Here is a 25,723-nt window from a genome sequence, read left to right as displayed (position 1 = left end):
GGCCTTACACCCCCAACGCCGGTGCGCGGCGCGGTGCGGCGATGAGCGTCGCGTACCGGTGGGCGACCTCGCGCCAGCCGGTCCACGGACGCCGCGCCGGACGGACCGACTCGCCGCGCGCGACGACCGCGTCCATCAGCTCCGCCACCGTCTCCGCCCGCAGCGACGCGAAGTCGGCCAGGGCCCCGCAGTCGCCGAGCGTGGCGACCGGCAGGCCGAGCTGGAGCGCCTCCGCCGCCGCGAAGTTGAACGTCTCGTGGAAGACGGAGGGCAGCACGAACAGCCGCGCTCCCGCGTACACCCGCTTCCACTCGGTGCGGATGTCGTAGGAGTCCAGCACCTCGACGGCGCCGGACGCGGCGTACGGCGCGACCAGTTCGCGCGCGGCCCGCCCCTCCTTCGACCAGGTCGCGAACACCACACGGACCGGCAGCCCGGCGCCGGTGAGCCGTTCCAGGCATACCCGGGCCTGGTCCACCGAGGTCTTGCCGAGCTGGAGCAGCACCGGGCCGAACGGGTCGCGCAGATCCGCCGGCGGCAGGTGGTCGACGGCCCACGGGATGTACGTACGGGAGCCGAAGCAGCGGGTCCACGGCAGGTCGCGCAGGAACACCTCCCGCGCCGGGCCGTCGGGGAACACTCCCGCCGCCGCGCAGACCCCGCCGGACGGGGCGGCCGCGCCGGGCGTGTGCACCGGGCAGGGCGGCGGGGTGGACAGGCCGGGCGACAGGCGGCTCACGTCGTGCCAGATCCGCACCACGCGCCGCCGCAGCTCGCGTACTTCGGGCTGGCCCTCGCCCGCGGCCGGACGCTCCGAACGGGACGCTCCGCCCACGAACAGTGGGCTCTCCACCAGCGGAAACACCGCATCCACCCGCTCCCGCACCACCCGCTCGGCCAGCGCGCCGAGGTCGGCGCCCTCCGTGGAGCGGTAGAACTCCGCCTCCACGCCGTGCTCCCGCAGCCCCTCGGCCAGGTGCCACAGGGCGGTCTCCACCCCGCCCCAGGTGTCGCAGGTGAAACCCTCGTCGTAGATCTCCAGCAGCGCCCGGAGCGGACCCGGCGGGTCCAGCGGCGCGCCCAGGGATGCGGCCGGCGGCTCAGACATGGACCGCCTCCAGGGGCAGCAGGCCGAGCCGGTCGCACAGGTCGTCCACGACGAGCCGCCGGTTGCCGCCGGCCAGCAGGTCCAGCGAGCAGTCGAAGTACGACTCCAGCCGGTTGACGATGTTGGCGTAGTCCCGGTCGCCCACGTCGAGGTGACCGCGGGCGACGATCGCGTCGGGGTCCTCACCGGTCTCGTCGCTGAGGCACTTGACCACCAGCAGCCGGACGCGGTCCCCGGCCGCGCCGGCGAGCGGTGCGCCCGTCACGCCGTACGGGCCAGGTGGCTCTTCGAGTTGGCCACCACCAGGGAACTGCATGGCTCCTCCGTTCCGTCCAGGGTTCGGTCCACGATGAAGACGCCGGTGTTGCTGACCTTGAAGCGGGCCGAGCGCAGCATCCCGTCGCCGAGGTCCAGCAGTTCCATCAGCAGCGCCTGGATCGTCTCGGCGTGCGAGACGAGCACGAAGCCCGCCGCCGGCGGGCCGGCCAGGCACTCGCGCAGGAACTCCCGGGCGCGGGCGCGCTGCGCCGCCCAGCTCTCCACCCCGGCGAACTCCCGCTCCGGGTGCCGCAGCCGCTGCTCCAGCAGGGCGTCCCACTCCCGTACCGCCAGCGGGCGCGGGAACCTGCGCGGTGCCCGCACCTCGGCCAGCCGGGCGTCGCTGACGGCCGTCAGCCCCAGCGCCGCGGCCAGCGTCTCGGCGGTGCGCACGGCCCGCCGCAGCGGGCTGGTGCGGAGCCGGTAGCCGCCGGGCCCGGCCGGGCCCGGCCAGGACGCGTGGTCCCCGGCCAGGTGCCCGGCCAGCGCCCGTGCCTGTTCCCGCCCGAGCGGCGTGAGGTCCGCGTCGGTGTCGTACCCCTCCATCAGGTCGTCGTCCGCCAGGACGTTGACCTCGGCCTGGGCGTGCCGGACGAGCAGGAACCGCCGGGTGACGGGCGTACCGGTGCCGTCCGTCATACGAGGGGCAGCGGGATGCGGCCCTCGGGCGCCAGCATGCGCGGCCGGGAGCTGTTGAACTCCTGGTTGGCGATGCAGGTGCCGCACGGCCAGTTGTCGAACTCCCGGATGGGGCCGAAGTCGTGGTACAGGTGCTTCGGCACCGAGTAGCAGTCGCACTTGACCATCTGGATCTTGTCGTCGGCCACCGAGTAGTTGTAGCCGTTGGTGATCTGGTCGCAGACCGCGTCGCGCTTGCCCGTCTCGAAGATGTGGTTCCAGCGCCGGAAGTACTCCGGCGGGGCGAGGAACTCCGCCGGGTGCAGGTCCTCGTAGCGCAGGTTGACCTCCAGCGGCTGCCCCTTGAAGGCGAGCAGCGGCATGAAGTGCAGCAGGCCCTTGTAGCCGCGGGCGGACAGCGTGTCGATGAAGGCGTTCACCTCGTCGATGGTCTGGTCGTGGTAGACCGCCTGGAGTTCGGCGTCCAGCTCCACCGCCGTGTCGATGATGCGGTCGACCTGCGCCTGGCTCAGGCCGCGCTTCTCGTTCATCCGGGCGGTGTGGCCGTCGACGGAGAAGACCCACATCAGGTTCTCCCGGCCCTCCAGGCACCGCGGCAGGCGGGTGCCGTTGCTCAGCACCTCGATCTGCCAGCCCTCGGCGGCACGCTGCTGGAGGTGGTCCAGGATCTTCGGGTAGAGGCAGATCTCACCGTTGGACTCCACCCGGAACAGCACGTTGTCCTGCTCGTACTTGGCGAAGATCCGGTCCAGCGAGTCGTTGGTGGCCGGCTGGTCGACCTTGATCGCCTTGACTTCGCAGTAGGTGCAGCGCAGGTTGCAGGCGCCGTCGATGACGATGTTGCGGTAGGCGCGGACGCGCCGGGTACGCGGCGGCCATTGCACGGTGGTCATGATCGGGGTGTCCTCTCGTACGGTTCACACATGGGCGGCGTGCGGGGCTCACGCATGAGCGGCGTGCGGGGCCGCCAGCTGGGACGCGACGGCCTTGCTGGTGCGCAGGGCGTGGGCCTGGATGGTCAGAGTGGGGTTGAGACCGCCGGGGTACGGCATGAAGCTGCCGTCGACGACGTAGACGTTGTCCGCCGAGTGCACCCGGCCCCAGCCGTCCACCACCGAACGGGCCGGGTCGTCACCGGCCCGGCAGGTGCCGTGCAGGTGGGAGCTGCCCTGCGCGAAACCGGTGGCCTTGTGGCGGATGCCGTCCGCTCCGGCGGCGCGCAGCAGCCGCTCGCAGCGTCCGGTCATGTAGCGCAGCCGGGCCTGGTCGCGCGGGTCGGTGCGGTAGTCGAGGACGATGGCGGGCAGGCCGTCCTCGTCGACGTAGCGGGACAGCCCGACGCGGTTGTCCAGGTTGGGGTGGTCGGACAGGATCGTCTCGATCCGCAGTTCCAGCGCGTCCCGGACGAGCTTGGGCGCCCGGTCCCGCTTGGACTCGTAGATCAGGCCGCCCACGCCCGTGGGGCAGTCCTCGTCCAGGTAGTGGTCCAGGAACGCCACGGTGGAGAACGGGCCCTTGTGGACGTCCGGGTCCGCGAGGACCTCCGGCGCGGCCTGCACGACGCCGCTGACGTACTCGCTCAGCTTGACGCACAGGCCCCGCCCCACCAGGCCGGAGTGGTTGCCGACGCCGGAGGGGGAGTACGCCGTGCGGGAGCGCAGCAGCAGGGCCGCCGTCTGGATCGCGTTGCACGCCAGGACGAACGCGCGGGCGCGCACCTCCCTGGTCTGCCCGCTCACCCGGTCCAGGCAGCGCAGCGCGGAGACCTCGCCGGTGCGGTTCTGTTCCAGGCGTACGGCGCGGACGCCGGTGCGCAGCATGAAGTTGGGGTGGGCGGCCAGCGGCGCCAGGAAGACCGCGACGACATCGCCCTTGGCGCCGGTGGGGCACGCGTGGCTGACGCACAGCGACACCCGGTCGCACCCGGCGCGCCCCTCGTACGGGTCACGGTTGATGGCCAGCGGCGTGGGGAACGGCTTGTAGCCCAGCGACGTGCCGGCCGTGTACAGCACCCGCGCGGCGGCGGACGGCTCGTGGGCGGGGCCGCGGCTGTGCCGCGCGCCGTTCGAGCCCTCGGCCGGCGGGCCGCCGCACACGCCCAGACGCCGCTCCAGCACCTCGTAGTAGGGCGCCAGCTCTGCGAGGGTGTACGGCCAGCGCACCTCGGTGGTGCCGGTGTCGATGAGGGTGCCCGGGTCGAAGTCGAAGGGCTGGTAGCGGAACGAGGCGCCGCCGTAGAAGACCGTGCCGCCGCCGAGGTTGGAGGTGGTCCACGGCCAGCCCTCGTCGGTCCAGTTGCCTTCGTCGTCGCGGGCGACGGCCTGCCGGCACAGGGTCTCGGCCTCGTCCAGGTCCACGTGTCCGGCGAGCCGGAAGCCCTCCTCGACCATCAGGACGTCGAGCCCCTGGCGGACCAGCCGGTCCGCGGCGACGGCCCCGCTCGCCCCGCTGCCGATGACGCAGACGTCCCACACGCGGTCCGCGGCCTCGTCGCCGAAACCGTCGCGGTGCGCGGGCCCGAGGAGTTCCGGGTGCCGGGCGCCGGGATTCGCCAGCGGCGAGGGTCCCCGTAGGTGCTCCATGGCGTGCTTGCCTTTCGGTCGGTGGTGGGCGGCGGTCAGGGGTGCGCGGCGGTCAGTGGTGCGCGGGGTGGTGGGTGCGCCCGTCGGTCGCGGACAGCCAGCCGCGGTACAGGCCGGCGAAGGGCCCGTCGCCCGCCGCCAGTACGGCGGGCGGCCCGTCCTCCACGACCACGCCGTTCTCCAGGACCAGCACCCGGTCGGCGATGGCGGCCGTGGTCAGGCTGTGCGCGATGATCAGGGCGGTACGGCCGGCGAGCACCCGGTGCAGGGCCGTGTGCACGGCCCGCTCGGTGGGGGCGTCCATGCTGGAGGTGGCCTCGTCGAGGATCAGGACGCGGGGGGCGCTGAGCATCACCCGGGCCAGCGCGACGAGCTGGCGCTGGCCGGCCGACAGACCGGCGCCGCGCTTGTGGACGTCGCTGTCGTACCCCTCGGGCAGCGCGCTGATGAAACCGTGCGCGCCGACGGCCTCGGCCGCCGCGACGATGTCCTCGCGGGTGGCGTCCGGCCGGCCCAGGGCGATGTTGTCCGCCACGGAGCCGGAGAAGAGGAACGGTTCCTGGGTGACCATGCAGACACCGGAGCGCAGTTCGGCGTCGGCCACCTCGCGCAGGTCGGCCCCGTCCAGGGTGATCCGGCCGCCCGTCGGGTCGTACAGCCGCGCCAGCAGCTTGGCCAGCGTCGACTTGCCCGCCCCGGTCGTACCGACCAGCGCCACGGTCTCCGCGGGCGCGAGATCCAGGTCCAGCCCGGCCAGTACGTGCGGTGAGGCGGCGGTGTAGCGGAAGCGCACGTCCTCGAAGCGGACGCGGCCGGGGGCGGCCACCGCCGGCAGCGGCCTGGGGTCGGCGGGCTCGGGCAGTGTGTCGGGTGCGTGGAAGAGGACGCCGATCCGTTCCAGTCCGGCCGACGCGGCGGAGAACGCGTTGGCGAACGAGGCGAGTTCGTCGATCGGGTCGTACAGCCGGTGCACGTACAGCAGGAACGCGGTCAGCGCGCCCGCTTCGAGGTGGCCGCTTGCGATACGGAACGCGCCCAGGGCCAGCAGCAGAGCCAGCGAGAGGTTGCCGATCAGCTTGACGCCGCCGCTGAAGAAGGCGCTGACCCGCCCCGAGGCGGCCCGCGCGGTGGCATAGGTGGCGTCCATCTCCCGCAGCCGCGCGGTGTTCTCGCCCTCCTTGCGGAACGCCTGCACGGCACGGATGCCGTTGTACGTCTCGCCGGTGTGCTGCACGATCCGCTCGGTGGCGCCCCGGGTGCGCCGGTAGGCGCGCCGCGAGCGGTCCCGGAACCAGCGGGTGAGCAGGTAGAGCGGGATGAACAGGGCGAGTACGACGGCGGCCATCGGCAGGTCGAGCCAGAGCATCACGGCCACCGTGCCCACCATCGAGAACAGGGCGGAGAACAGGCCGTCCAGACCCATCTCCAGCACCTCCTCGACGGACTCCACGTCGCTGGAGAGCCGGGCGACGACGCTGCCCGAGGGCGCGGCCTCGTGGTAGGACAGCGGCAGGCGCACGGCGTGCGCGAAGGTGCGGCAGCGCAGCCGGAACAGCAGGGTCTGCGCGATGTTCCCGGAGTAGCGCAGGAAGCCGTACCGCAGGGTGGCGGTGGCCGTCCCGGCGGTCAGCGCGAGCGCCGCGTAGGCGGTCAGCGGACCCCAGCGGCCGTCCGCCGCCGCGGGCACGCCCCGGTCGATGGCGGCGGCGATCAGCAGCGGGGTGACGAGCGCGCAGACGTTCTCCAGCAGCGCCAGGCCGACGGCGCGGGTCAGCCGGCGCCGCTCGGGCGCCAGCAGGGTGCGCAGCAGCTGGTTGCGGCGTTCCCGCAGCCGCCGGTCGTCCGGCCTGCCGTCGGCCTCGTCCGCAGCCCGGTCCACGTCAGGGGCGCCCGAGGGCCGGGGGGCGGCCGTGTCGTTCTCCTGCCGGTCCTCGGGCATCAGGCGCGTACCTTCCGTGCGGGGTCCTGGGACGGCGGGCCCTGCGGTCCGTCCGGCACCAGGTCGTTGACCGGGGAACGCAGCAGGTGGCGGTAGCGCCGGTCGGTGGCCATGAGTTCGTCGTGGGTGCCGGTGGCGGCCACCCGCCCGTCGGCGATCAGCGCGACCCGGTCCGCCGCGCGCAAAGTGGCCGGGCGGTGGGCGACGAGGACGGTGGTGACGTTCGCCATCACGGTGCGCAGCGCCGCCTCCACCTCCCGCTCGGTGTGCACGTCCAGCGCGGACAGCGCGTTGTCCAGGACCAGGACGGCGGGGCGGGGCAGGACGGCGCGGGCGAGCGCCAGCCGCTGCCGCTGCCCGCCGGACAGGCCCACCCCCTCCTCGCCGACCCGGGTGTCGAGCTGTTCGGGCAGGGCCGCGACGAAGTCGGCGGCGTGCGCCAGCCGCAGCGCCTCCCAGATCCGGGCGTCGTCGCGCTCCTCGGGGGGCAGGCCGAGGGCGACGTTGTCCCGTACGGTCCCCGAGAACAGCACGGGATCGTCGAACGCGCAGGTCACCACCGACCGCAGCGCGTCCAGCGAGAGGTCGCGCAGATCGGTGCCGTCCAGCGTGATCCGGCCGTGGGTGGGGTCGTCCAGCCGGGACAGCAGCGAGACGAGGGTGGACTTGCCCGAGCCGGTGGCGCCGACGAGGGCGAGGGTGCTGCCGGGACGCACCGTCAGGTCGATGCCGCGCAGTACGGCGTCGCCGGCGCCCGGCAGCCGGTAGTGCACGTCCTCGACCCGCAGCTCGCCGCGCACCGGACTCGCCAGCGGGCGGGGTGCGGCCGGTTCGCGCACGGCGAGCGGGACGTCCCGCAGCTGCCAGTACCGGTCGGCGGCGGACGCCGCGGTACTGGCGTCGGCGATCAGCCAGCCCAGGGTGTCGGCGGGCCAGCGCATGTAGGTGGCGACGGTGATCGCCGCCATCAGGGTGCCCAGGGTCAGCGTGCCGGTGGCGGTGCCGTAGCCGCCGAATCCCATCAGGGCGACGATGCCCACCTCGGGCAGGGCGGTGATCAGCCACCACAGGGCGGCGGTCAGGGAGATCTTGCGCAGTTCGGTGCGGCGCAGCGCGCGGGCCTGCGCGGTGAAGCGGCGTACGGTCTCCGGGCCGCGCCCGAACGCCTTCAGCACGCGGATGCCCAGTACGGACTCCTCCACGGTGGTGGTCAGGTCACCGCTCTGGTCCTGCGCGGAGCGGGCCGCCACGTGGAAGCGCTTCTCGAAGAGGATGGTGGCGAGCACCATCGGCAGATACGTCACCAGCACGATCAGCGCGAGGAACGGCGACAGGTACGCCAGCACGGCCAGACCCGCCACCAGCGCCGCCGTGTTGACCAGCAGATACACCGCGGAGAACGCGAAAAACCGGCCCAGCTCGGCGATGTCGGAGACCGTCCTGGACAGCAACTGCCCCGAACTCCAGCGGGTGTGGAACGACGAGGGCAGCCGCTGCACATGACGGAACAGGCCCGCGCGCAGCGTCGTCTCCAGCCGTGTCGACGGCCGGACGACCAGCAGCCGGCGGGCCCCCAGCAGTACGGCCTCCAGGCACCCCAGCACCGTGAAGCCGATGAGGGTCCACGGCAGCGCCGCCATGTCCTTGTGGGCGACGGGGCCGTCCACCAGCCGCTGGAGGACCAGCGGCATGGACAGCCCGGCGAGCATCGAGCCGAGGGCGGCGGCGCAGGCTCCCACCATCAGCCAGCGGTGCGGACGGAGATAGCGGGCACAGCGCCACAGCGATCCGGTGCGGGCGGGCGGGGCGCTCATCGCGCGCTTCCCGCGGCGCGCAGCGCGTGGGCGTAGTGCTCCAGTGCCCGGTCGGTGGCCGACCCGCTGCCGTACGCCGTGCCCAGCCGCTCCCGGGCGCCGGCCACCCGCCCCCGGGGTCCTTCGGGCTCCTCCACGACGCCGCGTACGGCCTCGGTGAGGGCCGCCACGTCCCCGCGCGGCACCAGCAGACCCGGCGTGACGGTGCCCACCGTCTCCCGCAGTCCGCCCACCGAGTAACCGGCGACCGGCGTGCCGCACATCATGGCCTCGATGGCGCTGCCGCCCAACTCCTCGTGGGCGGACGGCATGACCAGCACGTCCAGCGCGGTCATCACCGCCGGGATGTCGGCGTGCGGCAGGAAGCCGGTGAAGCGGAACCGGTCGGTCAGCCCCGCGTCGGCGACGGCCTTGCCCATCCGCTCGCGCTGCGGCCCGTCCCCGACCACCAGGAACACCGCGGGCGGCGTCCCCGGCAGCGACTGCCAGCGGCGGGCCAGGGCGACGAAGTCCCGCCACCCCTTCTCGTGCGCCACCCGCCCCACGTAACCGACCAGGGCGGCCCCCTCCGCGATCTCCAGCGAACGCCGCAGCCCGGCCACCTCCCCGGCAGGCCGGGGCGACAGGTCGCCGACCGAATCGGGCACGATGTCGATGGACGCGGGGTCCATCGACAGGGCCCGCGCGACGACACCCGCCGTACGGGAGGTCAGGGCGGACACCCGGGCCGCGCGCCGCACCGCATGACTCTCGACGGCGCGCACCAGCCGGTGCTGGAACTGGTCGACCCGGGACATCGGCTCGTAGACCGACAGCCGTGAACAGTGCAGCGTCAGGCAGTACGGCACGCCCATGACGCGGGCCGCCAGCGGCCCGGCCAGCAGCGCCCACAACTGCCCGTCGGCATGCACATGGATCAGGTCGGGGCGCCACCGCCGGCGCAGCCGCACACAGGCGGCCAACGCCCCGGCCAGCCAGGCCTGGTTGAGGCCGACGAGCCCGGTGAGCTGCGACCGGATCGGGGGCAGCGGCGCGCGGGTCACGCGCACCACCAGCCCCGGCCGGTCCAGGCGCCGCTTCGGCAGGCCGGGGAAGCCGACGGTCAGCACCTGCTGTTCGACACCGCGCGCCGCCAGCTCACGCGACAGCCGCAGGATCTGCACCTGCATCCCGCCGACGGCGTCGTACTCGGCGGGCCAGCTCTCGACCTGGTCGTGGTGGAAGAACGGGGTCAGCCGCAGCACACGCACTAGAACTCCACACGGGACGGAACGGACGGCGGGAACAGGGACGGGGGCGGGGTCCGCCGCAGGTCAAGCCGGGGCGGGCGACAGGCGCTCGGCACCGGCCGACTGCCCCGCGGGCGCCGCCAGCGCGTCGACGGCGCGGCCCAGCAGCTCCAGCGGCACGGGCACCAGCGGCAGCGGGCCGCTGCGCAGCACCTCGCCGGGAGCGGACAGCAGCACCATCGGGGTGGCGGCGGGCGGGCAGGGCAGATAGCCGCGCTTGTTGTCGTAGGTCAGCCAGTGCTTGACGTCCGCCGGGTCCACCAGTGCCGGGACGGACCCCTCCAGACCTGCCTTGGCGACCAGTTCACGGTGCAGACCGACCAGGTCGCCGGAGGCGTGCCCGAGCAGCCGGGACACCTCGGCGGCCACGATCATGCCGATGGCCACCCCCGCGCCGTGCGCGACCTCGCCCCGCGCGGCGTGCTCGATGGCGTGCCCGGTGGTGTGCCCGTACTCCAGCACCAGACCGTCCCGCCGCTCGTGCTTGTCCGCACCGGTGACCTGCGCCTTGGCGGCCACACTCTCCTCGATGATCCACCGCATCGCGGCGTCCTCGTACCGCGCGTCCGGCCGCAGCTCCGCGGCGAGCCGCTCGATCATCGACGGGCGGATGGCCAGCGCGTTCTTGACCACCTCACCCATGCCCGAGCGCAGCTCCCGCGCCGGGAGCGTCCGCAGCATCGCCGTGTCGGCGAGCACCTCGGCCGGCTGGTAGAAGGTGCCGACCAGGTTCTTGCCGAAACTCGCGTTGACCGCCTGCTTCAGCGACAGCACCGAGTCCAGCATCGCCACCACGGTGGTGGGCACGTGCACCAGCGTGATGCCGCGGAACAGCAGGGAGGCCAGCAGCCCGGCGATGTTGCCGGTGATGCCGCCGCCCAGCGCCACCACGACGCTGCGCCGGTCGGCACCCGCGGCCAGGGCCTGCTCGGCGAGGTCGCCGACGGTGCCGATGCGCTTGTGGACCTCGCCCGCCGGATGGGTCAGGAGGACGGCGGGACCGGCGTCCTTCTCCAGCCGGGCGACCAGGTCGCGTCCGTAGAGCGCGGCCACCGTGGTGTCGCACACCACGAGATAGCGGCTGGCCGCGCGCTCGCCGAGGCGCGCGACGATCTCCTCGGCGCACTCGGTCCCGAGCCGGTAGGGAAAGCTGGTGTCTTCCATGGTGATGGCGGTGACGTGCATGGTCTCCCCGATTTCGTGGGCGGGTCGCGGGACGGTTGCTCCGGCGGGCCGGCTGCGGCCCGCCGCCTTCAGCCGGTCAGCAGGGCGCCGTGCCGCACGACCTTGCCGAAGGCCGTCGCGATGTCATGCATGTCGCTCTCGTCCCCGAGCAGGGCGGCGTGGTGCACGGTGACGGTGCGCCGGGCCGCCTCCTCGCACACCGGCAGCTCGAAGCGCTTGGGATCGATGCGGCTCTCGTGCTGGACACCCAGCGCGAAGCGGCCACGGCTCCTGGGGTCGTACAGGCGGTTGCGGGTGATCGGCGCGTAGCACGGGGCGACGGGGAAGCCGAGTTCGGCGGTGAGCGCCTCGCCGACGGCCGCCGCGTCCACGTGCGTCAGCTCGCCCTCGGGCAGCCGGGCGGCATAGGTGTAGTACGTACGGGTACTGGTGCCCTCGGAGGTCGTCTGCGGCCGGTAGCCCTCGTCGGCCAGCAGCTTGTCCAGGAGCGCGGCGTTGCGCCGCCGCCGCTCGTTCTGCTCGTCCAGCACACCGAGCTGCTCGACGAGCAGCGCGGCCTGGAACTCCGACACACACCGGTTCGAACCCATCAGTTCGCCGGTCTCCACCAGCTCCATCTGCCCGTCGCCAACCGGCTGCCCGGCCAGGCAGCGCCCGTCGGCGCGCAGGTGCTCCACCCGGCGCGCGAACTCCGCGTCCCGGGTGATGACGGCGCCGCCCTCACCGCTGGTGAGCACCTTGCTGTGCTGCATGCTGAAGGTCCCTGCGGTGGCCAGCGCACCGACCTTGACGCCGCGGTACTCCGCGCCGTGCGCCTGCGCGCAGTCCTCCAGCAGCGGCAGCCCGTGCCGGTCGGCCAGGGCCCGCAACGCGTCCATGGCGGCGACCGCCGAGTACAGGTGGACGACGACGATCGCCTTGGTGCGCTCGGTCAGCGCGCTCTCCACGGCGGCGGGGTCCAGACACAGCGTGTCGGGGTCCACGTCGCAGAAGACCGGGACCGCGTTGACGCCGAGCACGGTCGAACCGGACGCCACCCAGGACAGCCCGGGGACGATCACCTCGTCGCCGGCGCCGATGCCGCACGCCTCCATGGCGAGCATCAGGCTGGCGGTGCCGCTGGCCGCGGGTACGCAGTGCTCGACCCCGTTGTACGCGGCGAACGCCTGCGCGAAGCGCCGCTCCTGGGACGCGGCGCCCCGGTAGGGTCCGCTGATCGACCAGCGGCCGGAGGTGAGCACCCCATCCAGCGCCCGGACCGCGCCGGGAGCCGGCTGCGGCCACAGGGGCCAGGGGCGGGTACGTACCGGACTGCCGCCTTGCACGGCCAGGGACCGGGTCATCTGATCGTCCTTCCTGAGCACGGGGCTGGGGGAGTGGGGGAGAACGGCCGGGCGGTCAGGCGCGGAGGTTGAAGTACGAGCGGGTGTTGCCGTCGGCGCGGCGCAGCGCCACGTCCAGCGCCCGGTCGTGGTCGGCCAGGCCGAACTCGTGGCTCAGCAGCGCGTCGACGTCGACCGCCCCGGCGGCCAGCAGCTCGATGGCCTCGCCGAACCGGTCCCCGGGCCCCATCGACGCCTGGAGGGAGAGGACCTTCACCACGATGTGATGGGGCGCCATCGTGGCGGCTTCCTCGATGCGGTAGCCGATCAGACCGATGCGTCCGCCAGAGCGGACAGCCTCTACCGCTTCCTGCACGGCGAGGGGGTAGCCGGACGCCTCCAGCACCACGTCCGGGGTCAGCTCGGGGTGCTTCTCGACGAACCCGACCAGCTCGCCGGGGTCGCCGCCGACGGTGTGCGGCACGCCCAGCGCGTGGGCCGCTTGGCGGCGTTCGGTCACCGGCTCGGCGAGGACGGTGACTTCGGCGCCGCGCAGCCGTACGGCCTGGGCGAGCAGCAGGCCGATGCCGCCGGCACCGGTGATCGCCACCTTCTCGCCGGCCGTGACCGCGAGCCGGTCGACCGCGTTCAGCGCCACCGCCAGGGGCTCCACCTGGGTGGCCTCGCGCAGCGAGAGGCCCTCGGGCAGCCGGTGCAGGTTGCCGGTCGGCACGGTCATGTACTCGGCGCACGCGCCGTCCCGGGTGAACCCGAGTTCTTGCAGGTCGGCGCAGAGGGTGGGCTTGCCGACGGTGCAGTGGCGGCAGCTTCCGCAGGCCACGGTGAGGTCGCCGACCACGTTCTGGCCGACCAGGTCGGCAGCGCCGCCACCGGCCTCGACCACGGTTCCGCTCCACTCGTGCCCCGGCACCACGGGGTAGGTGAAGCCGTGCCAGACCCCCTTGTAGAAGGAGAGGTCGCTGCCGCAGATCGAGTTGTAGGCGAGCTTCACGAGCGCCTCGCCGGGCGCGGGCTCCGGCACGTCGCGCTCGGTGAGCACGGCCTGCAGGGGAGCTTTGAACATCAAGGCTTTCATCGTGCAGACCTCCGTGTCACGGGACCGGGCGGATGCCGGGCGTCACGCATAGCGTCCGCTCCAGCGAATGAAGCGCCCGGGGAGCGTACGCCAAGCTGTGGGGCGCTTGTCAACTAAAGCGGGCGATGGGGCGGGTGGCGCATGGTTCGGGCGGGTGTGGGGCCGCCCGCCGGCGCCGGGGGGAGCGTCGGTCAGGGCCCGGCCGGCGCCGTCCGGAGAGACAACGACGAACAACAAGGCCTCCAACTCGCCGCGCCGGCCGGGCACCGGTGGCAGCGCAACTTCTCCCCCTGACCGGCGGACCGGTGCCTCGAACACCCCACGGCCACCCCGGAGCCGGGAGGCCGGATCAGGGCTGGCCGAATCCGTACGGCCCGAAGGTGGCCCGCGGACGGCCCGGAAGGAAAAGTAGGGACCGTTCGGCCCTAGTCACCGGCCCGGCCGTCATTCCGCCCGGTCGGCCCGGTTCCGGACGGACTCCGCCCGTGCACCTGCAACAGCCGCCCCGAGCTGGGTATGTTGGACGCCGTACCGGCCCGGTCACATCCCGTGAAGCGGCCGGCCGTGGTGCCTCGGCGAGGTGCCCGAGCGACGGGAGAGCAGCGAATGAGCCAGGAAGTGCGACCACAGTCCGGCACCGTCGACGTCAGCGTTCCGAGTGTGGCGCGGATGTACGACTACTACCTCGGCGGCAAGGACAACTACGCCGTGGACCGCGAGGCGTGCGAGGAACTGAACAAGGTCGTGCCGAGCACGCAGGTCCTGGCGGTGAACAACCGCCGGTTCCTGCGACGGGTGGTCCGCTGGCTGGCACAGGAGCAGGGCATACGGCAGTTCATCGACCACGGGTCCGGCCTGCCGACCCAGGACAACGTCCACCAGGTCGCCCAGCGGGTCGCCCCGGAGTCCCGGGTGGTCTACGTGGACAACGACCCCATCGTGCTGGCCCACGGCCGTGCGCTGCTGGAGGAGAACCGCAACACCGCGGTCATCCAGGCCGACATGCGCGACACCGACGGCATCCTGGGCCACCCGGAGGTGGCACGGCTGATCGACTTCGACCAGCCGGTGGCCGCGCTGTTCGTGTCCGTGCTGCACTGCATCCCGGACGAGGACGACCCCGCCGGCCTGATCAGGCGGGTCGCGGAACGCCTGGCCCCGGGCAGCTTCCTGGTCGTCTGCCAGCTGGTCAGCGAGGACGCGGCCACCCGCGACTTCGTCACCGAGTTCATGCGGGTCAGCACCCAGGGCCAGTGGGGCCGGGTGCGCACGGCGGCCGAACTGGGCTCGTTCCTGGAGGGGCTGGAGATCCTCGAACCGGGCCTGGTGGAGGTGTCGACCTGGAAGCCGGACGCGGACATCGGACCCAAGCAGCTCACCATGGAGTGGATCGAGTACGGCGGGGTGGCCCGCAAGCGGTAGGCGAGACGGCAGCTCCGCCCGGGTCAGTCCCCCTCCGTGCCCCCGATCAGCTCCTCCAGGATGGCCTGGGTGCCGCGCGGGGACTCGGCCTGGGCGCTGAGCCGGTCCATCACGGCGAGGTAGTGGTCGACGTCGTCGCGCTTGTCCAGGTAGAGCGCACTGGTCAGTTGCTCCAGGTAGACGATGTCGGGCAGGTCCGGCTCCAGGAAGCGCAGGATCGTGATCGGCCCGCCCGCCGCCGCGTGCCCGCCGAGATGGAACGGGGCGACCTGCACGGTGACGTTGGGCAGCTGCGACATGGCCAGCAGGTGTCGCAACTGGCCGGACATGACGTCGGGTCCGCCGAGCGGACGTCGCAGGGACGCCTCGTCCAGCACCGCCCACAGCCGGGGCGCGCCGGGCGCGGTGAGCAGCGCCTGCCGTTGCAGACGCAGTTCCACCCGGCGGTCGACCTCCTTCCTGGACGCCTGCGGGTTGCCGAGCCGGCAGACCGCGTAGGCGTACTCCGGCGTCTGCAACAGACCCGGCACGAACTGCACTTCGTAGGTGCGGATGACGGAGGCGGCCTCCTCCAGGCCGATGAGTGTCTCGAACCAGGTGGGCAGTACGTCGTTGTAGCGGTGCCACCACCCGGGTGTGCTGGTCCCGCGGGCCAGCGCCAGGAACTCGGCGCGCTCCTGCTCGTCCGTGACCCGGTAGAGCGTCAGCAGGTCGGCCACGTCGCGTTCTTTGCAGCCGACGCGGCCCAGCTCCAGCCGGCTGATCTTGGCATGCGACCCGCGGATGGCGTCGCCGGCCGCCTCACGGGTGACGCCCGCCGCTTCCCGCAGCCGGCGCAAATGGGTGCCCAGAATGATCCGCAGGACCGTCGGGCCGCCCCGGGGATGTTCGATGTGACGGCGCAGGGGCGGAACGCGCCCCGGCTGCGCGGCGACCATGATGACTCCCCTGTTGGTCGGATGAACGCTCAGTGTCCCATCGCCTCAACTGTTCGTACAGCGGAGGTGACTATCCGGCCGACATATGCGTCAGCCGGTCCCGGCCAGGTCGTCGAAATCCCCGTCCTTGGCTCCCTGGACGAAGGCCGCGATCTCGTCACGGGTGTAGACCAGTGCGGGCCCTCCCGTGTGCCGGGAGTTGCGTACCGCCACCCCGCCGTCGGCGAGAACGGCCAGCTCGACGCAGTTCCCGTTGGGGTTGCTGCGGGAGCTCTTGCGCCACACCGCCCCCTCGATGGCGCTGGCGCATATGCCGTTGGGCAATGACTCCATACCGCTGTCTCCTTACTGGAGGATCTGGCTCCGCCCGGTACGGCCCCGTACGTACGGTGGCGTGAAACGGGCCCCACGCGGCCGTACTTACCGATGCAATTCCAGATGTACTTGCAGCGGAAGGCGGCCGACGAGGATATTAGCCCTCCTGAACTGCGCGGCCCAGCCCCCGAAATGCCCCATGGCGGAGATCGTGATGACTACACATCCGGCACCGACCGTGCACGACGTGCGCCACGCGGAAACGGGTGCGGAACAGCCGGCGACGAGCCTCGACGCCTTCGCCGTGTGCGCGCTCAGCGGCGCCTACAGTGCCGTCGCGGAAGCCCGCCGCTTCACCGCCGCCACCCTCGAAGGGTGGGGCGTCTGTGCGCCCGTCGTCTCGGACGCGGTCCTGGTGGTCTCGGAACTCACCGGCAACGCCCTGCGCCACGCCGTCCCCAGGCACCCGGACGCCGAATCGCCCCGGCCCGAGCTGGTGTGCGCGGCCTGGCTGGCACTGGCGCACCAGGACGCCGGCGTCCTGTGCGCCGTCTCCGACTCCAGCCGTGCCGTCCCGGCCCTCGCGGCTCCGGACCCCCTCGCGGAGGAGGGGCGGGGCCTGTGGATCGTCGACCGGCTCAGTGAGTCCTGGGGCTGGACCCGTCCGGACCGCACGGGCAAGACGGTCTGGGCCCAGCTCCCGGTCCCGCGACCCACCGGGTGAGCGGCGGCCACGGCCCTGTTCGTTGACGCGGACCTGTCTCCCACGTTCACTTAGGGAAAACTGGCGTCCACGATCGAAGGCGGTCGAGCATGGCAGTGGCAGTGCGAAGGCCCGGCGTCCCGGAGGGGGCGGCCGACGGCGCCCGCGCACGGGCCGTGGACCACGAGGGATGACGGCCCCCTCGGCCACGGCGGCCGGCACCGAGGAGAGCCCGGCTCCGCCGGTCAATTCGTACACCGAGTGGGACCCGCTGGAGGAGATCATCGTAGGCCGCCTCGACGGCGCGACGATCCCGTCCAGCCACCCGGTCGTGACCTGCAACATCCCGCCGTGGGCGGCGCGGCTGCAAGGGCTCGCCGCCGGCTTCAAGTACCCCCGGGTGCTGATCGAACGGGCCCAGCGGGAACTCGACGCGTTCGTCGCGCTCCTGGAGTCGCTCGACGTCACCGTCCGGCGTCCGGACGCGGTCGACCACCGGCAGCGCTTCGGCACCCCCGACTGGTCGTCCCGCGGCTTCTGCAACACCTGCCCCCGCGACAGCCTGCTGGTGATCGGCGACGAGATCATCGAGACGCCGATGGCCTGGCCGTGCCGGTACTTCGAGGCGCACTCCTACCGCACGGTCGTCAAGGACTACTTCCGGCGGGGCGCGCGCTGGACGGCGGCACCGAGACCACAGCTCACGGATGAACTGTTCGACGCGGAGTTCCGTGTCCCCGAGGCCGGCGAGCCCATGCGCTACATCCTCACCGAGTTCGAGCCGGTGTTCGACGCGGCGGATTTCGTCCGCGCGGGACGCGACCTGTTCGTCACCCGGAGCAATGTCACCAACCGGATGGGCATCGACTGGCTGCGCCGCCACCTCGGCCCCGGCTACCGCATCCACGAGATCGAGAGCCGCTGCCGCACCCCGATGCACATCGACACCACATTCGTCCTGCTCGCACCCGGAAAGGTGCTGGTCAACCCCGAGTACATCGACGTCGACCGGCTGCCCGACGTGCTGTCCTCGTGGGACGTCCTGATCGCCCCGGAACCCACCCCGGTCGACGGCCGGCTGCTCAGACTCACCTCGCTGTGCGGCAAGTGGCTCAGCATGAACGTGCTCATGGTCGACGAGAAGCGGGTGATCGCGGAACGGCACCACACCGGGATGCTGCGCGCGCTGGAGAAGTGGGGATTCGAGCCCATCCCGTGCGACCTGCTGCACTACGCGCCGTTCGGCGGCTCGTTCCACTGCGCGACCCTCGACGTCCGGCGGCGCGGCACGCTCCAGACGTACGTCTGACCACGGCCGCACGGCGTGCGGAGGCAGCCCCGGCCGTGCCGCCGGGGCTGCCTGTCTCATACGCCGGGTCCGGCCCTACCTCGCCTGGTGGTGGGCGCAGACTTCGGCGGCGGCCGTCAGCTCGCGCAGCCATTTTTCGAGGCCCTCGCGCAGAATCCGCGTCGCGGCGGGGACGTTCGCCTCGACCTGGTCGCCGGTGTGCGTCTCTTCGGTGCTCACCCGGACGCCGCCGGGGACCTTGGTGAAGTTCCATACGTGGACGCCGTCGATGCGCAGCCCTTCGGCGGACGCCGGGCCGGTCCAGCGCAGGCAGGAGCCGTGCCGGAGCTGCTCGACGGTGGAAGTGATCTCCAGGCTGGTGGCGGGGGTCGCGGGGTTGGGGGGAATCGGGGTCGTCCACCGGAACGCCGAGCCCCTGCGGAGCGGGCCGTGGTCGAGGCGTTCCGCGGTCTCGACGGAGGACTGCCAGGCAGGCCAGCGGGCCACGTCGGTCTGCAGCTTCCAGATGGTGTGCAGCGGCGCGTGGATCACGGTCTCGGTGCGGTGGCGGACGGCCGCGTCGGGATCGACGCCCTTCCCGCGGCAGGTGAGGGACTTGGCGGGGTGCGAGGGGGTGGCCCCGGCGGGCACGGCGGCGGTTCCGAGGAGGCCGAGGGCGAGCGGGACGGTGAGGAGGGCGGCTCGGAGGCCGGTGCTGCGGAGGGCGGGCATGGTGTTCCCCTTGTCGGTGGTGGAATCGTCGGGTTGCCGGCCGGCGGTCGGGCGGACGTGCGGCCGGGCTCGGGCGGCGTGGGTCAGCGTGCGGCCGGGCGCCGGGTGCGGGCCCGGTGGAGGGCGACGACGAGCCCGGCGGACGCGACGACCATCAGCACGGCGAACGCGGGGTGCATGTCCTTGGACAGGCTCCGCGCGGGGTCGGCACGCGTCAGCCACACGGTGAGTGGGACGGCGTACGTGACGGCGAGCAGGGCCGCTGTCCAGCGGACTGCCCGGTCCGGCACCTGCCGGAGAGCGCCGGCCAACGCGATGGCGACCGGGATGCCCGACAGCAGGGCGAACTGGCCGACGACCATGACGGGGACCGCCCAGGAGGAGACGGTCAGCGACAGCGGCACGCGATCTGTGCGGGTGCGGGTGCGGGTGCGGGTGCGGGTGCGGGCGCGGTTGCGGGTGCGGGCGCCGGGTGGCTCAAGTGTGGTGGTCATGCGGGTCCCTCGGTCCGGTGGAGCGCGGTGCGGGGGCGTGCGGGGCGCCGCACGTCCACTGGGTTATAAGCTCGCGCTGTAGTTATAAGCTATAACCAAAAGGGGTGAGGGGGCAACAGTTTGGTGAGAGCTTCTAACTGTGGAGTTGGGTCCGAGGGGTGAGGCGCCGGTTTCGCCCTTACGTGCCCGTGTCCGGTGCGAGGGCCGGCGACTCGGCCGACCGGTCGTCCTTCGGTGGTGCGGTCGTCGGCTCCGCGGCCCTCGTCTGGACGGCCGCGCGGACCCGCCGGGCGGCCCGGCGGGCCCGTTCGGCGCGGACACGGTGGTCGTCCGCGTCCGGGTGGCCGTCGGCGGCCAGGCGTTCGTGATGGTGCGCCAGCTGGTCCTGGGCCTCGGCCAGTGCGGCCGCCGCCGTGCGGAACCGTGCCTGCAACTGCCCCACCAGGCTCTCCAGGGCGGCCTGTTGCGACATTTCGTCGCCGAAGGCCCGCCGGATGGAGGCGGCGATCTCCTGCTCGGCGCTGCGCCGCTCGCGCGCGTCACCGGATTCCGTGTGGCTCAGAGTTGCTTCGGTGCGGTCCAGCCGCACCTGGCTGGAAGCGAGCAGGACCCGCGCGCGGCCGATCGCCTCGAAGGACCGCTTCCGGCGGGTGGGCACGGTGATTTCCGTGAGCCGGCTGAGCCGGTCCGCGTGGATCTCCCGCGCGTCGAGGAAGTGCTGACGGGGGTCGGCGACGGACTCCCGGGGGCCGGTGAGCCGGTCGCGTTCGCCGGTCACGTCCTCGCGAGCGTCGGCGAGGCACTGCCGTGCGTCGGCGGCGGACTCCCGCTCGTCGAACTGTTCCTGGTCTGCGGGGCCGCTCGCGGTGGTGGGGGCCGGTGGGGTGGCCGGCGACTCGGTATCCGTATCCACGGAGGCAGTATGCGATGCCCCGGGGCCCGCCGCGCAACTTGTCGCCACGGGCCGGGAGGCGTTTCATCGTGCCTGGTCGGCCACCTGTTCACCCGCACCTCGTACGCGCTGGGAAGATCCGCCGCCCGCCCGCTGCGGCAGGCCGCCGCACGTGCGTCTCTTTCAAGTCGGTCTGCCGGGGAGGCGTGGGCGTGGGGCCGTGCCGGGTCGACTCCGTACGGTGTCCGCGCGTTACGGCCGGTAAGCCCAGCTGTCGCGCGGGACGGGGGCGTCAAGCAGGCGCGGGCGCAACGGTTTTCGGCGGGGGAGGCTCCCCGGGGCGCCCGCGTCGCGCCGTGCTGCCAGCGGCTCAAAACCGCCTAAAGGGTATGTTTGCCCGTCATTCGGCAGGGGAGTGATCTCCTCGTTCTCAAGATTGTTATCGCGGCGAGCTTGCCGCAACACCACCTCTTCAGCCGCAGTGCCGAGACAGGAGTCCTCCCATGCTGCCCGCCATGTCGCGCCCCGACCGTGAACGCTTCCTCGCCGAACCGCGCGTGGGGGTCCTGGGTGTGACGGACTCCAGAGGCGGTGACCGGGGGCCTCTGATCGTGCCGGTCTGGTACAGCTACGAACCCGGGGGCGAGGTCGTCGTCGAGACCGGCCGCCAGACCGTCAAGGCCCAGCTCCTGCGTGCCGCCGGGCGGTTCAGCCTCTGCGCGCAGGACGAGGGACGGCCGTACCGCTACGTCAGCGTCGAAGGGCCCGTCACCGCGATCGACGACCCGCTGGACCCGGCGCTGCGCGAGGCCCTGGCCCACCGCTACCTGGACGCCGAGGAGGCCCGCGGCTACCTGGCGGCGACCTCCGGCCAGCTCACGGAGGACATCGCCTTCCGGATGCGCCCGCAGCACTGGCGCAGTGCCGACTTCGCGGCCTTCGCGGCCGACTTCGCCGAAGGGGGCGCCGGGGAGGAAACCGTCCCGCGCTGAGCGGACCTGCCCGCGCACCGCCGTACCGCACGCAAGCCGTTGGAGCGAGAGAGATCACATGACCGACACGTACGTTTCTTCACGCCCGTTATCCAAGCGGCCCCAGGTCCCGGGTGCCCGCACGCCGGCGCCCGGCTACCCACGGGACAGCCGCATCCCGGAGCTGTTCGAGGCACAGGCCGCGGCGCTGCCGCAGGCCCCGGCGGCCCGGCACGGGGACCGCACCCTGACCTACGGCCAACTCGACGCCCACGCCGACGCGTTGGCGGACCGGCTGGCTGCCGGCGGGGTCCGGCCGGGTGACCTGATCGGCGTGTGCGGCAGCCGTTCCCTGGAGGCGCTGGTGGCGCTGCTGGGCATCCTCAAGGCCGGCTGCGCGTACGTACCGCTCGACGAGGAACTGCCGCCGGCCCGGCTGCGGGCCATGGCCGAGGACGCGGGCATCAGCGCCGCGGTCACCCTGCCGGGCAGCACGCGCCGGGTGCGGGGTCTACGCGTGTCAGTCGAGGTCGGCTCCCTCGGCCGGCCCGCCCCCGAGCGCGCGAGCGGCCCCGCCCCCGACCGGGCCACCGGCTCCGCCGCCGACTGCGCCTACGTCGCCTTCACTTCCGGCACGACCGGCCGGCCCAAGCCCGTAGCGCTGTCCCACCGGGGCGTGGTCCGCCTCGTGCTGTCCGACCCCGGCCTCACGCCACCCGGACCGGGCGACGGAGTGCTGCACGCCTACAGCCTGTCCTCCGACGCCTCGACCATCGAGATCTGGGGCGCGCTGCTGACCGGCGCCTGCCTGGTCGTCGCCGACCGCGAGGAACTGCTCTCGCCCACCGCCCTGGAACGGCTGCTCCGCGCGGGCGGCGTCACCGTGGCGTACCTGACGACGAGCGTCTTCCACCTCGTCGCCCGGACCCGCCCCGAGGCGCTGGCCGGCCTGCGGTTCGTCTCCGCGGGCGGGGAGGCGATGGACCCGCGCCTGGCGAACGCCGTCCTCGCGGCCTGCCCCCGCACCACGGTGGTCAACTTCTACGGCCCGACCGAGAACGCCGTGGTCTCCACCGCCCATGTGCTCACCCCCCTCCCCGAGGACGCCGCACACGTCCCCCTGGGACGCCCCTTCGGCGCTTCCACCTGCCACGTCCTGCGGGCCGACGGCTCGCCCGCGCGGCCGGGCGAGGAAGGGGAGCTGTACGTCGGCGGGGACGGGCTGGCGCTGGGCTACCTCGGCGACCCGCAGCTGACCGCCGAGCGGTTCGTGACGCTGCCCGCGGTCGAGCCGGACGGACCGCTGTACCGGACCGGCGACCGGGCCGTACGGCACGCCGACGGGCTGCTGGAGTACCGCGGACGGCTCGACCGCCAGGTCAAGCTGCGCGGCGCCCGCATCGAGCTGGACGAGGTGGAGACCCGCTTACGGGCCCACCCCGAGGTCGGCGAAGCGGCCGTCGAGGTCGACGGGCACTCCCTGACCGCCTACGTCACGGCCACCGTCCCCGGCCGCCCGCTGCCGCTGGCCGACCTGCGCGCGTACTGCGCCAAGTGGCTGCCCCCGCAGGCCGTCCCGGCCCTGATACCCCTGGACCGCTTCCCGGTCACCAGCGGCGGCAAGATCGACCGCAGCCGTCTGAAGCCGACCGCGCCACCGCCCGGCCCCGAAGACACCGCGGAGGCCGCGCGGCGCCCGGACGAGCCGGAGGCCACCGACGGCCTGTCCGGTCTCCTCTCGGAAGTGTGGCACCAGGTGCTGCGTGTCCGGCCCACGCCCCGGGACGACTTCTTCCTCCTCGGCGGCGACTCCCTGCTCGCCTCGGAGACCGTCACCCGCACCCTCGCCGTACTCGGCCTCGACGCGGCCCTGGGCTCCACCCTCATCAGGGCGCTGCTGGCCGCGCCCACCCTCGAAAGCTTCACCGCCGCCGTACGCGGAGTCCGCGGCGGCACCGGCGGACCGGCCGGCGGCCAGGAACCGGCCGTCGACTTCGCCGCGGAGACCGGACTCGGCTTCGCCCTCCCGCCCGCCGAAGGCCCGGCGCCGAACCCGCACGACCCCGAGGACGTCCTGCTCACGGGCGCTTCCGGCTTCGTCGGCGGATTCCTGCTGCACCGTCTGCTGCACGCGACGGCCGCCCGCGTCCACTGCCCCGTACGGGCGACGAGCCCCGCCCACGCCCGGCAGCGGGTCCGCACCGCCCTCACCCGCTACGGGCTGCACCTCGACGAGGCCGACTGGCAGCGCGTGGAGTGCTTCCCCGGGGACCTGACCCAGCCGCGCCTGGGGCTCGACCACGAGCGCGCCGACGCACTGGCCCAGCGCCTGGACCTGATCGTGCACAACGGTGCCCGGGTCAACTTCCTCTACCCCTACCAGCAGTTGCGCCCGGCGAACGTCGACGGAACCCGCGAGGTCGTCCGGATCGCCGCGCGCCGCCGGGTGCCGGTGCACTTCGTGTCCACCGTCGCAGTCGTCGCGGGCTTCGGCACCGCCGGGGTGCGCGAGGTGGACGAAGATCTGCCGCCGGCCCACGCCGACGGGCTGACCATGGGGTACGCGGAGAGCAAGTGGGTCGCCGAAGGGGTGCTGCGGCAGGCGGCCGCGCAGGGCCTGCCGGTGGCCGTGTACCGGCCGTACGAGGTCACGGGCGACCGGACGCACGGCGCGTGCAACACCGAGACGGCCATCTGCTCGCTGTTCAAGATGATCGCCGACACGGGAGTGGCCCCCGACATCAAGCTGCCGATGGACTTCGTACCCGTCGACCACCTCGCCGAGTCCCTGGTGCACATCGCCACGCACCGGCCGGCCGACGGCCGGGTCTACCACCTGACCAACCCGCGCCCGGCGATGCTGTCGGACGTCCTCGACCGGATGCGCGCGGCGGGCTTCACCCTGCGCACCCTGCCGTACGACGCGTGGGTCGGCGAGCTCGTCCGGCACGTCGCCGAGAACCCGACGAGCGCCACGGCTCCGTTCGTGTCCCTGTGCGTGGACCGCAGCCGCACCGCCGACATGTCCGTCAAGGAGATGTACCTCAAGGGCACCTTCCCGGTCCTGGGGCGGCGCAACGCCGAGGAGGCGCTGGCCGGCAGCGGGCTGCACTGCCCGCCGGTCGACTCCGCTCTGCTGGACCGCTACCTGGAGTACTTCTTCACCTCCGGCTACCTCACGCGCCCGGCGGCCGGCCCCGGGCCCGAATCCGAGGCCGAGCGAATACCGGAGGACGAGCCGGTGTCCGGGACCGAACCGATATCCGGGACCGAACCGATTTCTGCCGCCGAGCCGATATCCGGGACCGAACCGATTTCTGCCGCCGGGCCGATATCCGGGACCGAGCCGATACCCGCCGCCGAGCCGATATCCGGGACCGCAGCCGCAGCCCGCACGGAGCGCAGCCGATGAGCCGCCCCGAAGCCGCCGTCCCGGACGCCGCCGCCCCCGAAGCCCTCATCCCCGTCCCGGAGACCGCCCCCGGCACCCCCGGACCGCCGTGCGCGTACGCCCGCCTGCGTACCGAAGCACCCGTCGTCAAGGCCCAGCTCCCGAACGGCGAGACGGGCTGGCTCATCAGCCGCTACGAGGACGCGCGCGCCGCGTTCGCCGACCCGCGGCTCGTGCGGCCCCTGCTGTCGGCCTGGCCGCCCCGCGAGGGGGCCGACGCCCCGCCGCCGTGCCTGCCGACCTTCCTGGAGATGACGGGCGCGCACCACGAGCGCGTACGGCGCACCGTCCTGCCGATGTTCGGCCGACGGCAGCTGTCCTTCATGGAGCCCCGGATCCGTGCGATGGCCGGGGACCTCGTCGACACGATGGTGGCCGGGTCGGACGGCGGCCCCGCGGACCTCGTCGCCTCCTACGCCGAACCGCTGCCCCTGCGGGTGCTGTGCGAGACCGTCGGCCTGCCGTACGAGGACCGGGAGATCTACCTGCCGCACACCCTCGCACTCCTGGGCGCCGCCGGGCTGACGATGGAGGAGGTGCTCGCCGCCCTGTACGCCCTGCAGGACTACGCCGGCGACCTCATCGCCCGCAAGGAACGCGACGGCGACGGCGAGGACTACATCCGGCTCCTGCTGGCCCTGGCCCGCCGGCCGGACAGCGAGATCACCCGGGACGACGTGGTGAGCTTTGTCGTCACCATGCTCATGGCCGGCTACAAGACCAACATCCAGCACACGGGCAACGCCCTGCTCGCCCTGCTCACCCACCCCGAGCAACTGCGCACCCTGCGTGCGGCGCCCGAGCGGATCCCCACCGCGGTGGAGGAACTGCTGCGCTACGTCCCGCTGATGAACGCCATCAACATCCTCGTGGCGACCGAGGACTTCACCCTGCACGGGCAGCACATCCGGGCCGGGGACGCGGTCGTGCCCGTACCGGCGTCCGCCAACCGCGACCCGGCGGCGTTCGTCGAGCCCGACCGCCTCGACCTGGCCCGGACCCCCAACGCGCACATCGCCTTCGGGCACGGCCCGCACGCGTGCACCGGCGCGAACCTGACCCGTATGCAGCTGACCATCGCGATCCAGGTGCTGCTGGAACGGCTCCCGGACCTCGAACTCGCCGTCCCGGCCGAGAAGATCGACTGGGACCAGTCCACCCCGCTGCGCGCACCGGCCCGGCTCCCTGTGCGCTGGTGAGACCGGCCCGCTCGGGCCCCGTGGCC

The 25,723-nt window shown here is 73.0% G+C and carries 22 protein-coding genes; 6 read left to right on the top strand and 16 right to left on the bottom strand.

All coding sequences use genetic code 11. From position 1 onward, the window contains the following. Positions 1-4: 4 nt before the first annotated feature. From OEIGOIKO_RS01675 to OEIGOIKO_RS01625, 11 genes are all read right to left on the bottom strand, one after another. Complete coding sequence (locus OEIGOIKO_RS01675) at positions 5-1,108, bottom strand: glycosyltransferase (RefSeq protein WP_125051128.1); 1,104 nt, start codon at positions 1,106-1,108, stop codon at positions 5-7. Continuing rightward, positions 1,101-1,373, bottom strand: a complete 273-nt coding sequence (locus OEIGOIKO_RS01670; protein ID WP_125051126.1) for a DUF6137 domain-containing protein — start codon at positions 1,371-1,373, stop codon at positions 1,101-1,103. The genes OEIGOIKO_RS01675 and OEIGOIKO_RS01670 overlap by 8 nt, the downstream gene beginning before the upstream one ends. Continuing rightward, positions 1,370-2,065 (bottom strand): histidine phosphatase family protein, encoded by a 696-nt coding sequence (locus tag OEIGOIKO_RS01665; protein ID WP_125051124.1) that lies wholly within the window; start codon positions 2,063-2,065, stop codon positions 1,370-1,372. The genes OEIGOIKO_RS01670 and OEIGOIKO_RS01665 overlap by 4 nt, the downstream gene beginning before the upstream one ends. Beyond that, positions 2,062-2,958 carry a radical SAM protein gene (locus OEIGOIKO_RS01660; protein ID WP_125051122.1) on the bottom strand — a complete coding sequence of 299 codons (897 nt, stop codon included), beginning with the start codon at positions 2,956-2,958 and terminating at the stop codon, positions 2,062-2,064. Before OEIGOIKO_RS01660 ends, OEIGOIKO_RS01665 begins: the two co-directional genes overlap by 4 nt. A 48-nt stretch (positions 2,959-3,006) precedes the next feature. After that, a complete protein-coding gene (locus tag OEIGOIKO_RS01655) occupies positions 3,007-4,647 on the bottom strand; it encodes a GMC oxidoreductase (RefSeq protein WP_125051120.1) in 1,641 nt (546 codons plus the stop codon). Between the two features lie 52 nt (positions 4,648-4,699). Next, positions 4,700-6,586: an ABC transporter ATP-binding protein gene (locus OEIGOIKO_RS01650; RefSeq protein WP_125051118.1), complete on the bottom strand. Its 1,887-nt coding sequence runs from the start codon at positions 6,584-6,586 to the stop codon at positions 4,700-4,702. Further along, positions 6,586-8,400, bottom strand: coding sequence for an ABC transporter ATP-binding protein (locus OEIGOIKO_RS01645; RefSeq protein ID WP_125051116.1), 1,815 nt, complete (start codon positions 8,398-8,400; stop codon positions 6,586-6,588). The genes OEIGOIKO_RS01650 and OEIGOIKO_RS01645 overlap by 1 nt, the downstream gene beginning before the upstream one ends. Then, a complete protein-coding gene (locus tag OEIGOIKO_RS01640) occupies positions 8,397-9,644 on the bottom strand; it encodes a glycosyltransferase family 4 protein (RefSeq protein ID WP_125051113.1) in 1,248 nt (415 codons plus the stop codon). The genes OEIGOIKO_RS01645 and OEIGOIKO_RS01640 overlap by 4 nt, the downstream gene beginning before the upstream one ends. Positions 9,645-9,713: 69 nt before the next feature. After that, positions 9,714-10,874, bottom strand: a complete 1,161-nt coding sequence (locus OEIGOIKO_RS01635) for a 2-deoxy-scyllo-inosose synthase (RefSeq protein ID WP_125051111.1) — start codon at positions 10,872-10,874, stop codon at positions 9,714-9,716. Between the two features lie 68 nt (positions 10,875-10,942). Beyond that, positions 10,943-12,217 (bottom strand): DegT/DnrJ/EryC1/StrS family aminotransferase, encoded by a 1,275-nt coding sequence (locus OEIGOIKO_RS01630; protein ID WP_125051109.1) that lies wholly within the window; start codon positions 12,215-12,217, stop codon positions 10,943-10,945. 55 nt (positions 12,218-12,272) lie between these two features. Next, positions 12,273-13,280, bottom strand: a complete 1,008-nt coding sequence (locus tag OEIGOIKO_RS01625; RefSeq protein WP_170251487.1) for a zinc-dependent alcohol dehydrogenase — start codon at positions 13,278-13,280, stop codon at positions 12,273-12,275. A 618-nt stretch (positions 13,281-13,898) separates the two neighbouring features. On the opposite strand from OEIGOIKO_RS01625, the gene OEIGOIKO_RS01620 reads away from it, so the two are divergent. Next, complete coding sequence (locus tag OEIGOIKO_RS01620) at positions 13,899-14,714, top strand: SAM-dependent methyltransferase (RefSeq protein ID WP_125051105.1); 816 nt, start codon at positions 13,899-13,901, stop codon at positions 14,712-14,714. 23 nt (positions 14,715-14,737) lie between these two features. On the opposite strand, the gene OEIGOIKO_RS01615 is transcribed toward OEIGOIKO_RS01620, so the two are convergent. Continuing rightward, positions 14,738-15,652 carry a helix-turn-helix domain-containing protein gene (locus tag OEIGOIKO_RS01615; protein ID WP_125051103.1) on the bottom strand — a complete coding sequence of 305 codons (915 nt, stop codon included), beginning with the start codon at positions 15,650-15,652 and terminating at the stop codon, positions 14,738-14,740. A gap of 90 nt (positions 15,653-15,742) precedes the next feature. Beyond that, positions 15,743-15,985: a DUF397 domain-containing protein gene (locus OEIGOIKO_RS01610; protein WP_030999084.1), complete on the bottom strand. Its 243-nt coding sequence runs from the start codon at positions 15,983-15,985 to the stop codon at positions 15,743-15,745. Between the two features lie 196 nt (positions 15,986-16,181). On the opposite strand from OEIGOIKO_RS01610, the gene OEIGOIKO_RS01605 reads away from it, so the two are divergent. Both OEIGOIKO_RS01605 and OEIGOIKO_RS01600 read left to right on the top strand, forming a co-directional pair. Further along, positions 16,182-16,691, top strand: coding sequence for an ATP-binding protein (locus tag OEIGOIKO_RS01605; RefSeq protein WP_246177120.1), 510 nt, complete (start codon positions 16,182-16,184; stop codon positions 16,689-16,691). Between the two features lie 169 nt (positions 16,692-16,860). Then, on the top strand, positions 16,861-17,979 hold the full coding sequence (locus OEIGOIKO_RS01600) for an amidinotransferase (protein ID WP_125051099.1): 1,119 nt from the start codon (positions 16,861-16,863) through the stop codon (positions 17,977-17,979). 75 nt (positions 17,980-18,054) lie between these two features. On the opposite strand, the gene OEIGOIKO_RS01595 is transcribed toward OEIGOIKO_RS01600, so the two are convergent. The 3 genes from OEIGOIKO_RS01595 to OEIGOIKO_RS01585 all read right to left on the bottom strand — a co-directional run bounded on the left by OEIGOIKO_RS01595 (position 18,055) and on the right by OEIGOIKO_RS01585 (position 20,097). After that, positions 18,055-18,690, bottom strand: coding sequence for an SRPBCC family protein (locus tag OEIGOIKO_RS01595; RefSeq protein WP_125051097.1), 636 nt, complete (start codon positions 18,688-18,690; stop codon positions 18,055-18,057). A gap of 83 nt (positions 18,691-18,773) precedes the next feature. Beyond that, complete coding sequence (locus OEIGOIKO_RS01590) at positions 18,774-19,184, bottom strand: hypothetical protein (RefSeq protein WP_246177118.1); 411 nt, start codon at positions 19,182-19,184, stop codon at positions 18,774-18,776. A 178-nt stretch (positions 19,185-19,362) separates the two neighbouring features. Then, positions 19,363-20,097: a hypothetical protein gene (locus OEIGOIKO_RS01585; RefSeq protein ID WP_125051095.1), complete on the bottom strand. Its 735-nt coding sequence runs from the start codon at positions 20,095-20,097 to the stop codon at positions 19,363-19,365. Positions 20,098-20,579: 482 nt separating this feature from the next. Here OEIGOIKO_RS01585 and OEIGOIKO_RS01580 point away from each other — a divergent pair, with 482 nt between their 5' ends. Genes OEIGOIKO_RS01580 through OEIGOIKO_RS01570 form a run of 3 tightly spaced genes read left to right on the top strand, consistent with a single transcriptional unit; the run spans position 20,580 to position 25,697 of the window. Continuing rightward, on the top strand, positions 20,580-21,068 hold the full coding sequence (locus OEIGOIKO_RS01580) for a pyridoxamine 5'-phosphate oxidase family protein (protein ID WP_125051093.1): 489 nt from the start codon (positions 20,580-20,582) through the stop codon (positions 21,066-21,068). Positions 21,069-21,126: 58 nt separating this feature from the next. Further along, on the top strand, positions 21,127-24,459 hold the full coding sequence (locus tag OEIGOIKO_RS01575) for an amino acid adenylation domain-containing protein (RefSeq protein ID WP_246177116.1): 3,333 nt from the start codon (positions 21,127-21,129) through the stop codon (positions 24,457-24,459). After that, entirely contained in the window at positions 24,456-25,697 is a 1,242-nt protein-coding gene (locus tag OEIGOIKO_RS01570) for a cytochrome P450 family protein (RefSeq protein WP_125051091.1), read from the top strand. The genes OEIGOIKO_RS01575 and OEIGOIKO_RS01570 overlap by 4 nt, the downstream gene beginning before the upstream one ends. Positions 25,698-25,723: the final 26 nt, after the last annotated feature.

It is taken from the genome of Streptomyces paromomycinus, from assembly GCF_003865155.1.
GTDB classification, from domain to species: Bacteria; Actinomycetota; Actinomycetes; order Streptomycetales; family Streptomycetaceae; genus Streptomyces; species Streptomyces chrestomyceticus.
This window is presented reverse-complemented; position numbering and strand designations above follow the sequence as displayed.

Excerpts from the sequence above, each read along its gene's own strand:
- OEIGOIKO_RS01675 (WP_125051128.1), bottom strand. The coding sequence starts at position 1,108 with ATGTCTGAGCCGCCGGCCGCATCCCTGGGCGCGCCGCTGGACCCGCCG.
- OEIGOIKO_RS01665 (WP_125051124.1), bottom strand. The coding sequence starts at position 2,065 with ATGACGGACGGCACCGGTACGCCCGTCACCCGGCGGTTCCTGCTCGTC.
- OEIGOIKO_RS01660 (WP_125051122.1), bottom strand. The coding sequence starts at position 2,958 with ATGACCACCGTGCAATGGCCGCCGCGTACCCGGCGCGTCCGCGCCTAC.
- OEIGOIKO_RS01655 (WP_125051120.1), bottom strand. The coding sequence starts at position 4,647 with ATGGAGCACCTACGGGGACCCTCGCCGCTGGCGAATCCCGGCGCCCGG.
- OEIGOIKO_RS01650 (WP_125051118.1), bottom strand. The coding sequence starts at position 6,586 with ATGCCCGAGGACCGGCAGGAGAACGACACGGCCGCCCCCCGGCCCTCG.
- OEIGOIKO_RS01645 (WP_125051116.1), bottom strand. The coding sequence starts at position 8,400 with ATGAGCGCCCCGCCCGCCCGCACCGGATCGCTGTGGCGCTGTGCCCGC.
- OEIGOIKO_RS01635 (WP_125051111.1), bottom strand. The coding sequence starts at position 10,874 with ATGCACGTCACCGCCATCACCATGGAAGACACCAGCTTTCCCTACCGG.
- OEIGOIKO_RS01630 (WP_125051109.1), bottom strand. The coding sequence starts at position 12,217 with ATGACCCGGTCCCTGGCCGTGCAAGGCGGCAGTCCGGTACGTACCCGC.
- OEIGOIKO_RS01625 (WP_170251487.1), bottom strand. The coding sequence starts at position 13,280 with ATGTTCAAAGCTCCCCTGCAGGCCGTGCTCACCGAGCGCGACGTGCCG.
- OEIGOIKO_RS01620 (WP_125051105.1), top strand. The coding sequence starts at position 13,899 with ATGAGCCAGGAAGTGCGACCACAGTCCGGCACCGTCGACGTCAGCGTT.
- OEIGOIKO_RS01615 (WP_125051103.1), bottom strand. The coding sequence starts at position 15,652 with ATGGTCGCCGCGCAGCCGGGGCGCGTTCCGCCCCTGCGCCGTCACATC.
- OEIGOIKO_RS01610 (WP_030999084.1), bottom strand. The coding sequence starts at position 15,985 with ATGGAGTCATTGCCCAACGGCATATGCGCCAGCGCCATCGAGGGGGCG.
- OEIGOIKO_RS01605 (WP_246177120.1), top strand. The coding sequence starts at position 16,182 with ATGACTACACATCCGGCACCGACCGTGCACGACGTGCGCCACGCGGAA.
- OEIGOIKO_RS01600 (WP_125051099.1), top strand. The coding sequence starts at position 16,861 with ATGACGGCCCCCTCGGCCACGGCGGCCGGCACCGAGGAGAGCCCGGCT.
- OEIGOIKO_RS01595 (WP_125051097.1), bottom strand. The coding sequence starts at position 18,690 with ATGCCCGCCCTCCGCAGCACCGGCCTCCGAGCCGCCCTCCTCACCGTC.
- OEIGOIKO_RS01590 (WP_246177118.1), bottom strand. The coding sequence starts at position 19,184 with ATGACCACCACACTTGAGCCACCCGGCGCCCGCACCCGCAACCGCGCC.
- OEIGOIKO_RS01580 (WP_125051093.1), top strand. The coding sequence starts at position 20,580 with ATGCTGCCCGCCATGTCGCGCCCCGACCGTGAACGCTTCCTCGCCGAA.
- OEIGOIKO_RS01575 (WP_246177116.1), top strand. The coding sequence starts at position 21,127 with ATGACCGACACGTACGTTTCTTCACGCCCGTTATCCAAGCGGCCCCAG.
- OEIGOIKO_RS01570 (WP_125051091.1), top strand. The coding sequence starts at position 24,456 with ATGAGCCGCCCCGAAGCCGCCGTCCCGGACGCCGCCGCCCCCGAAGCC.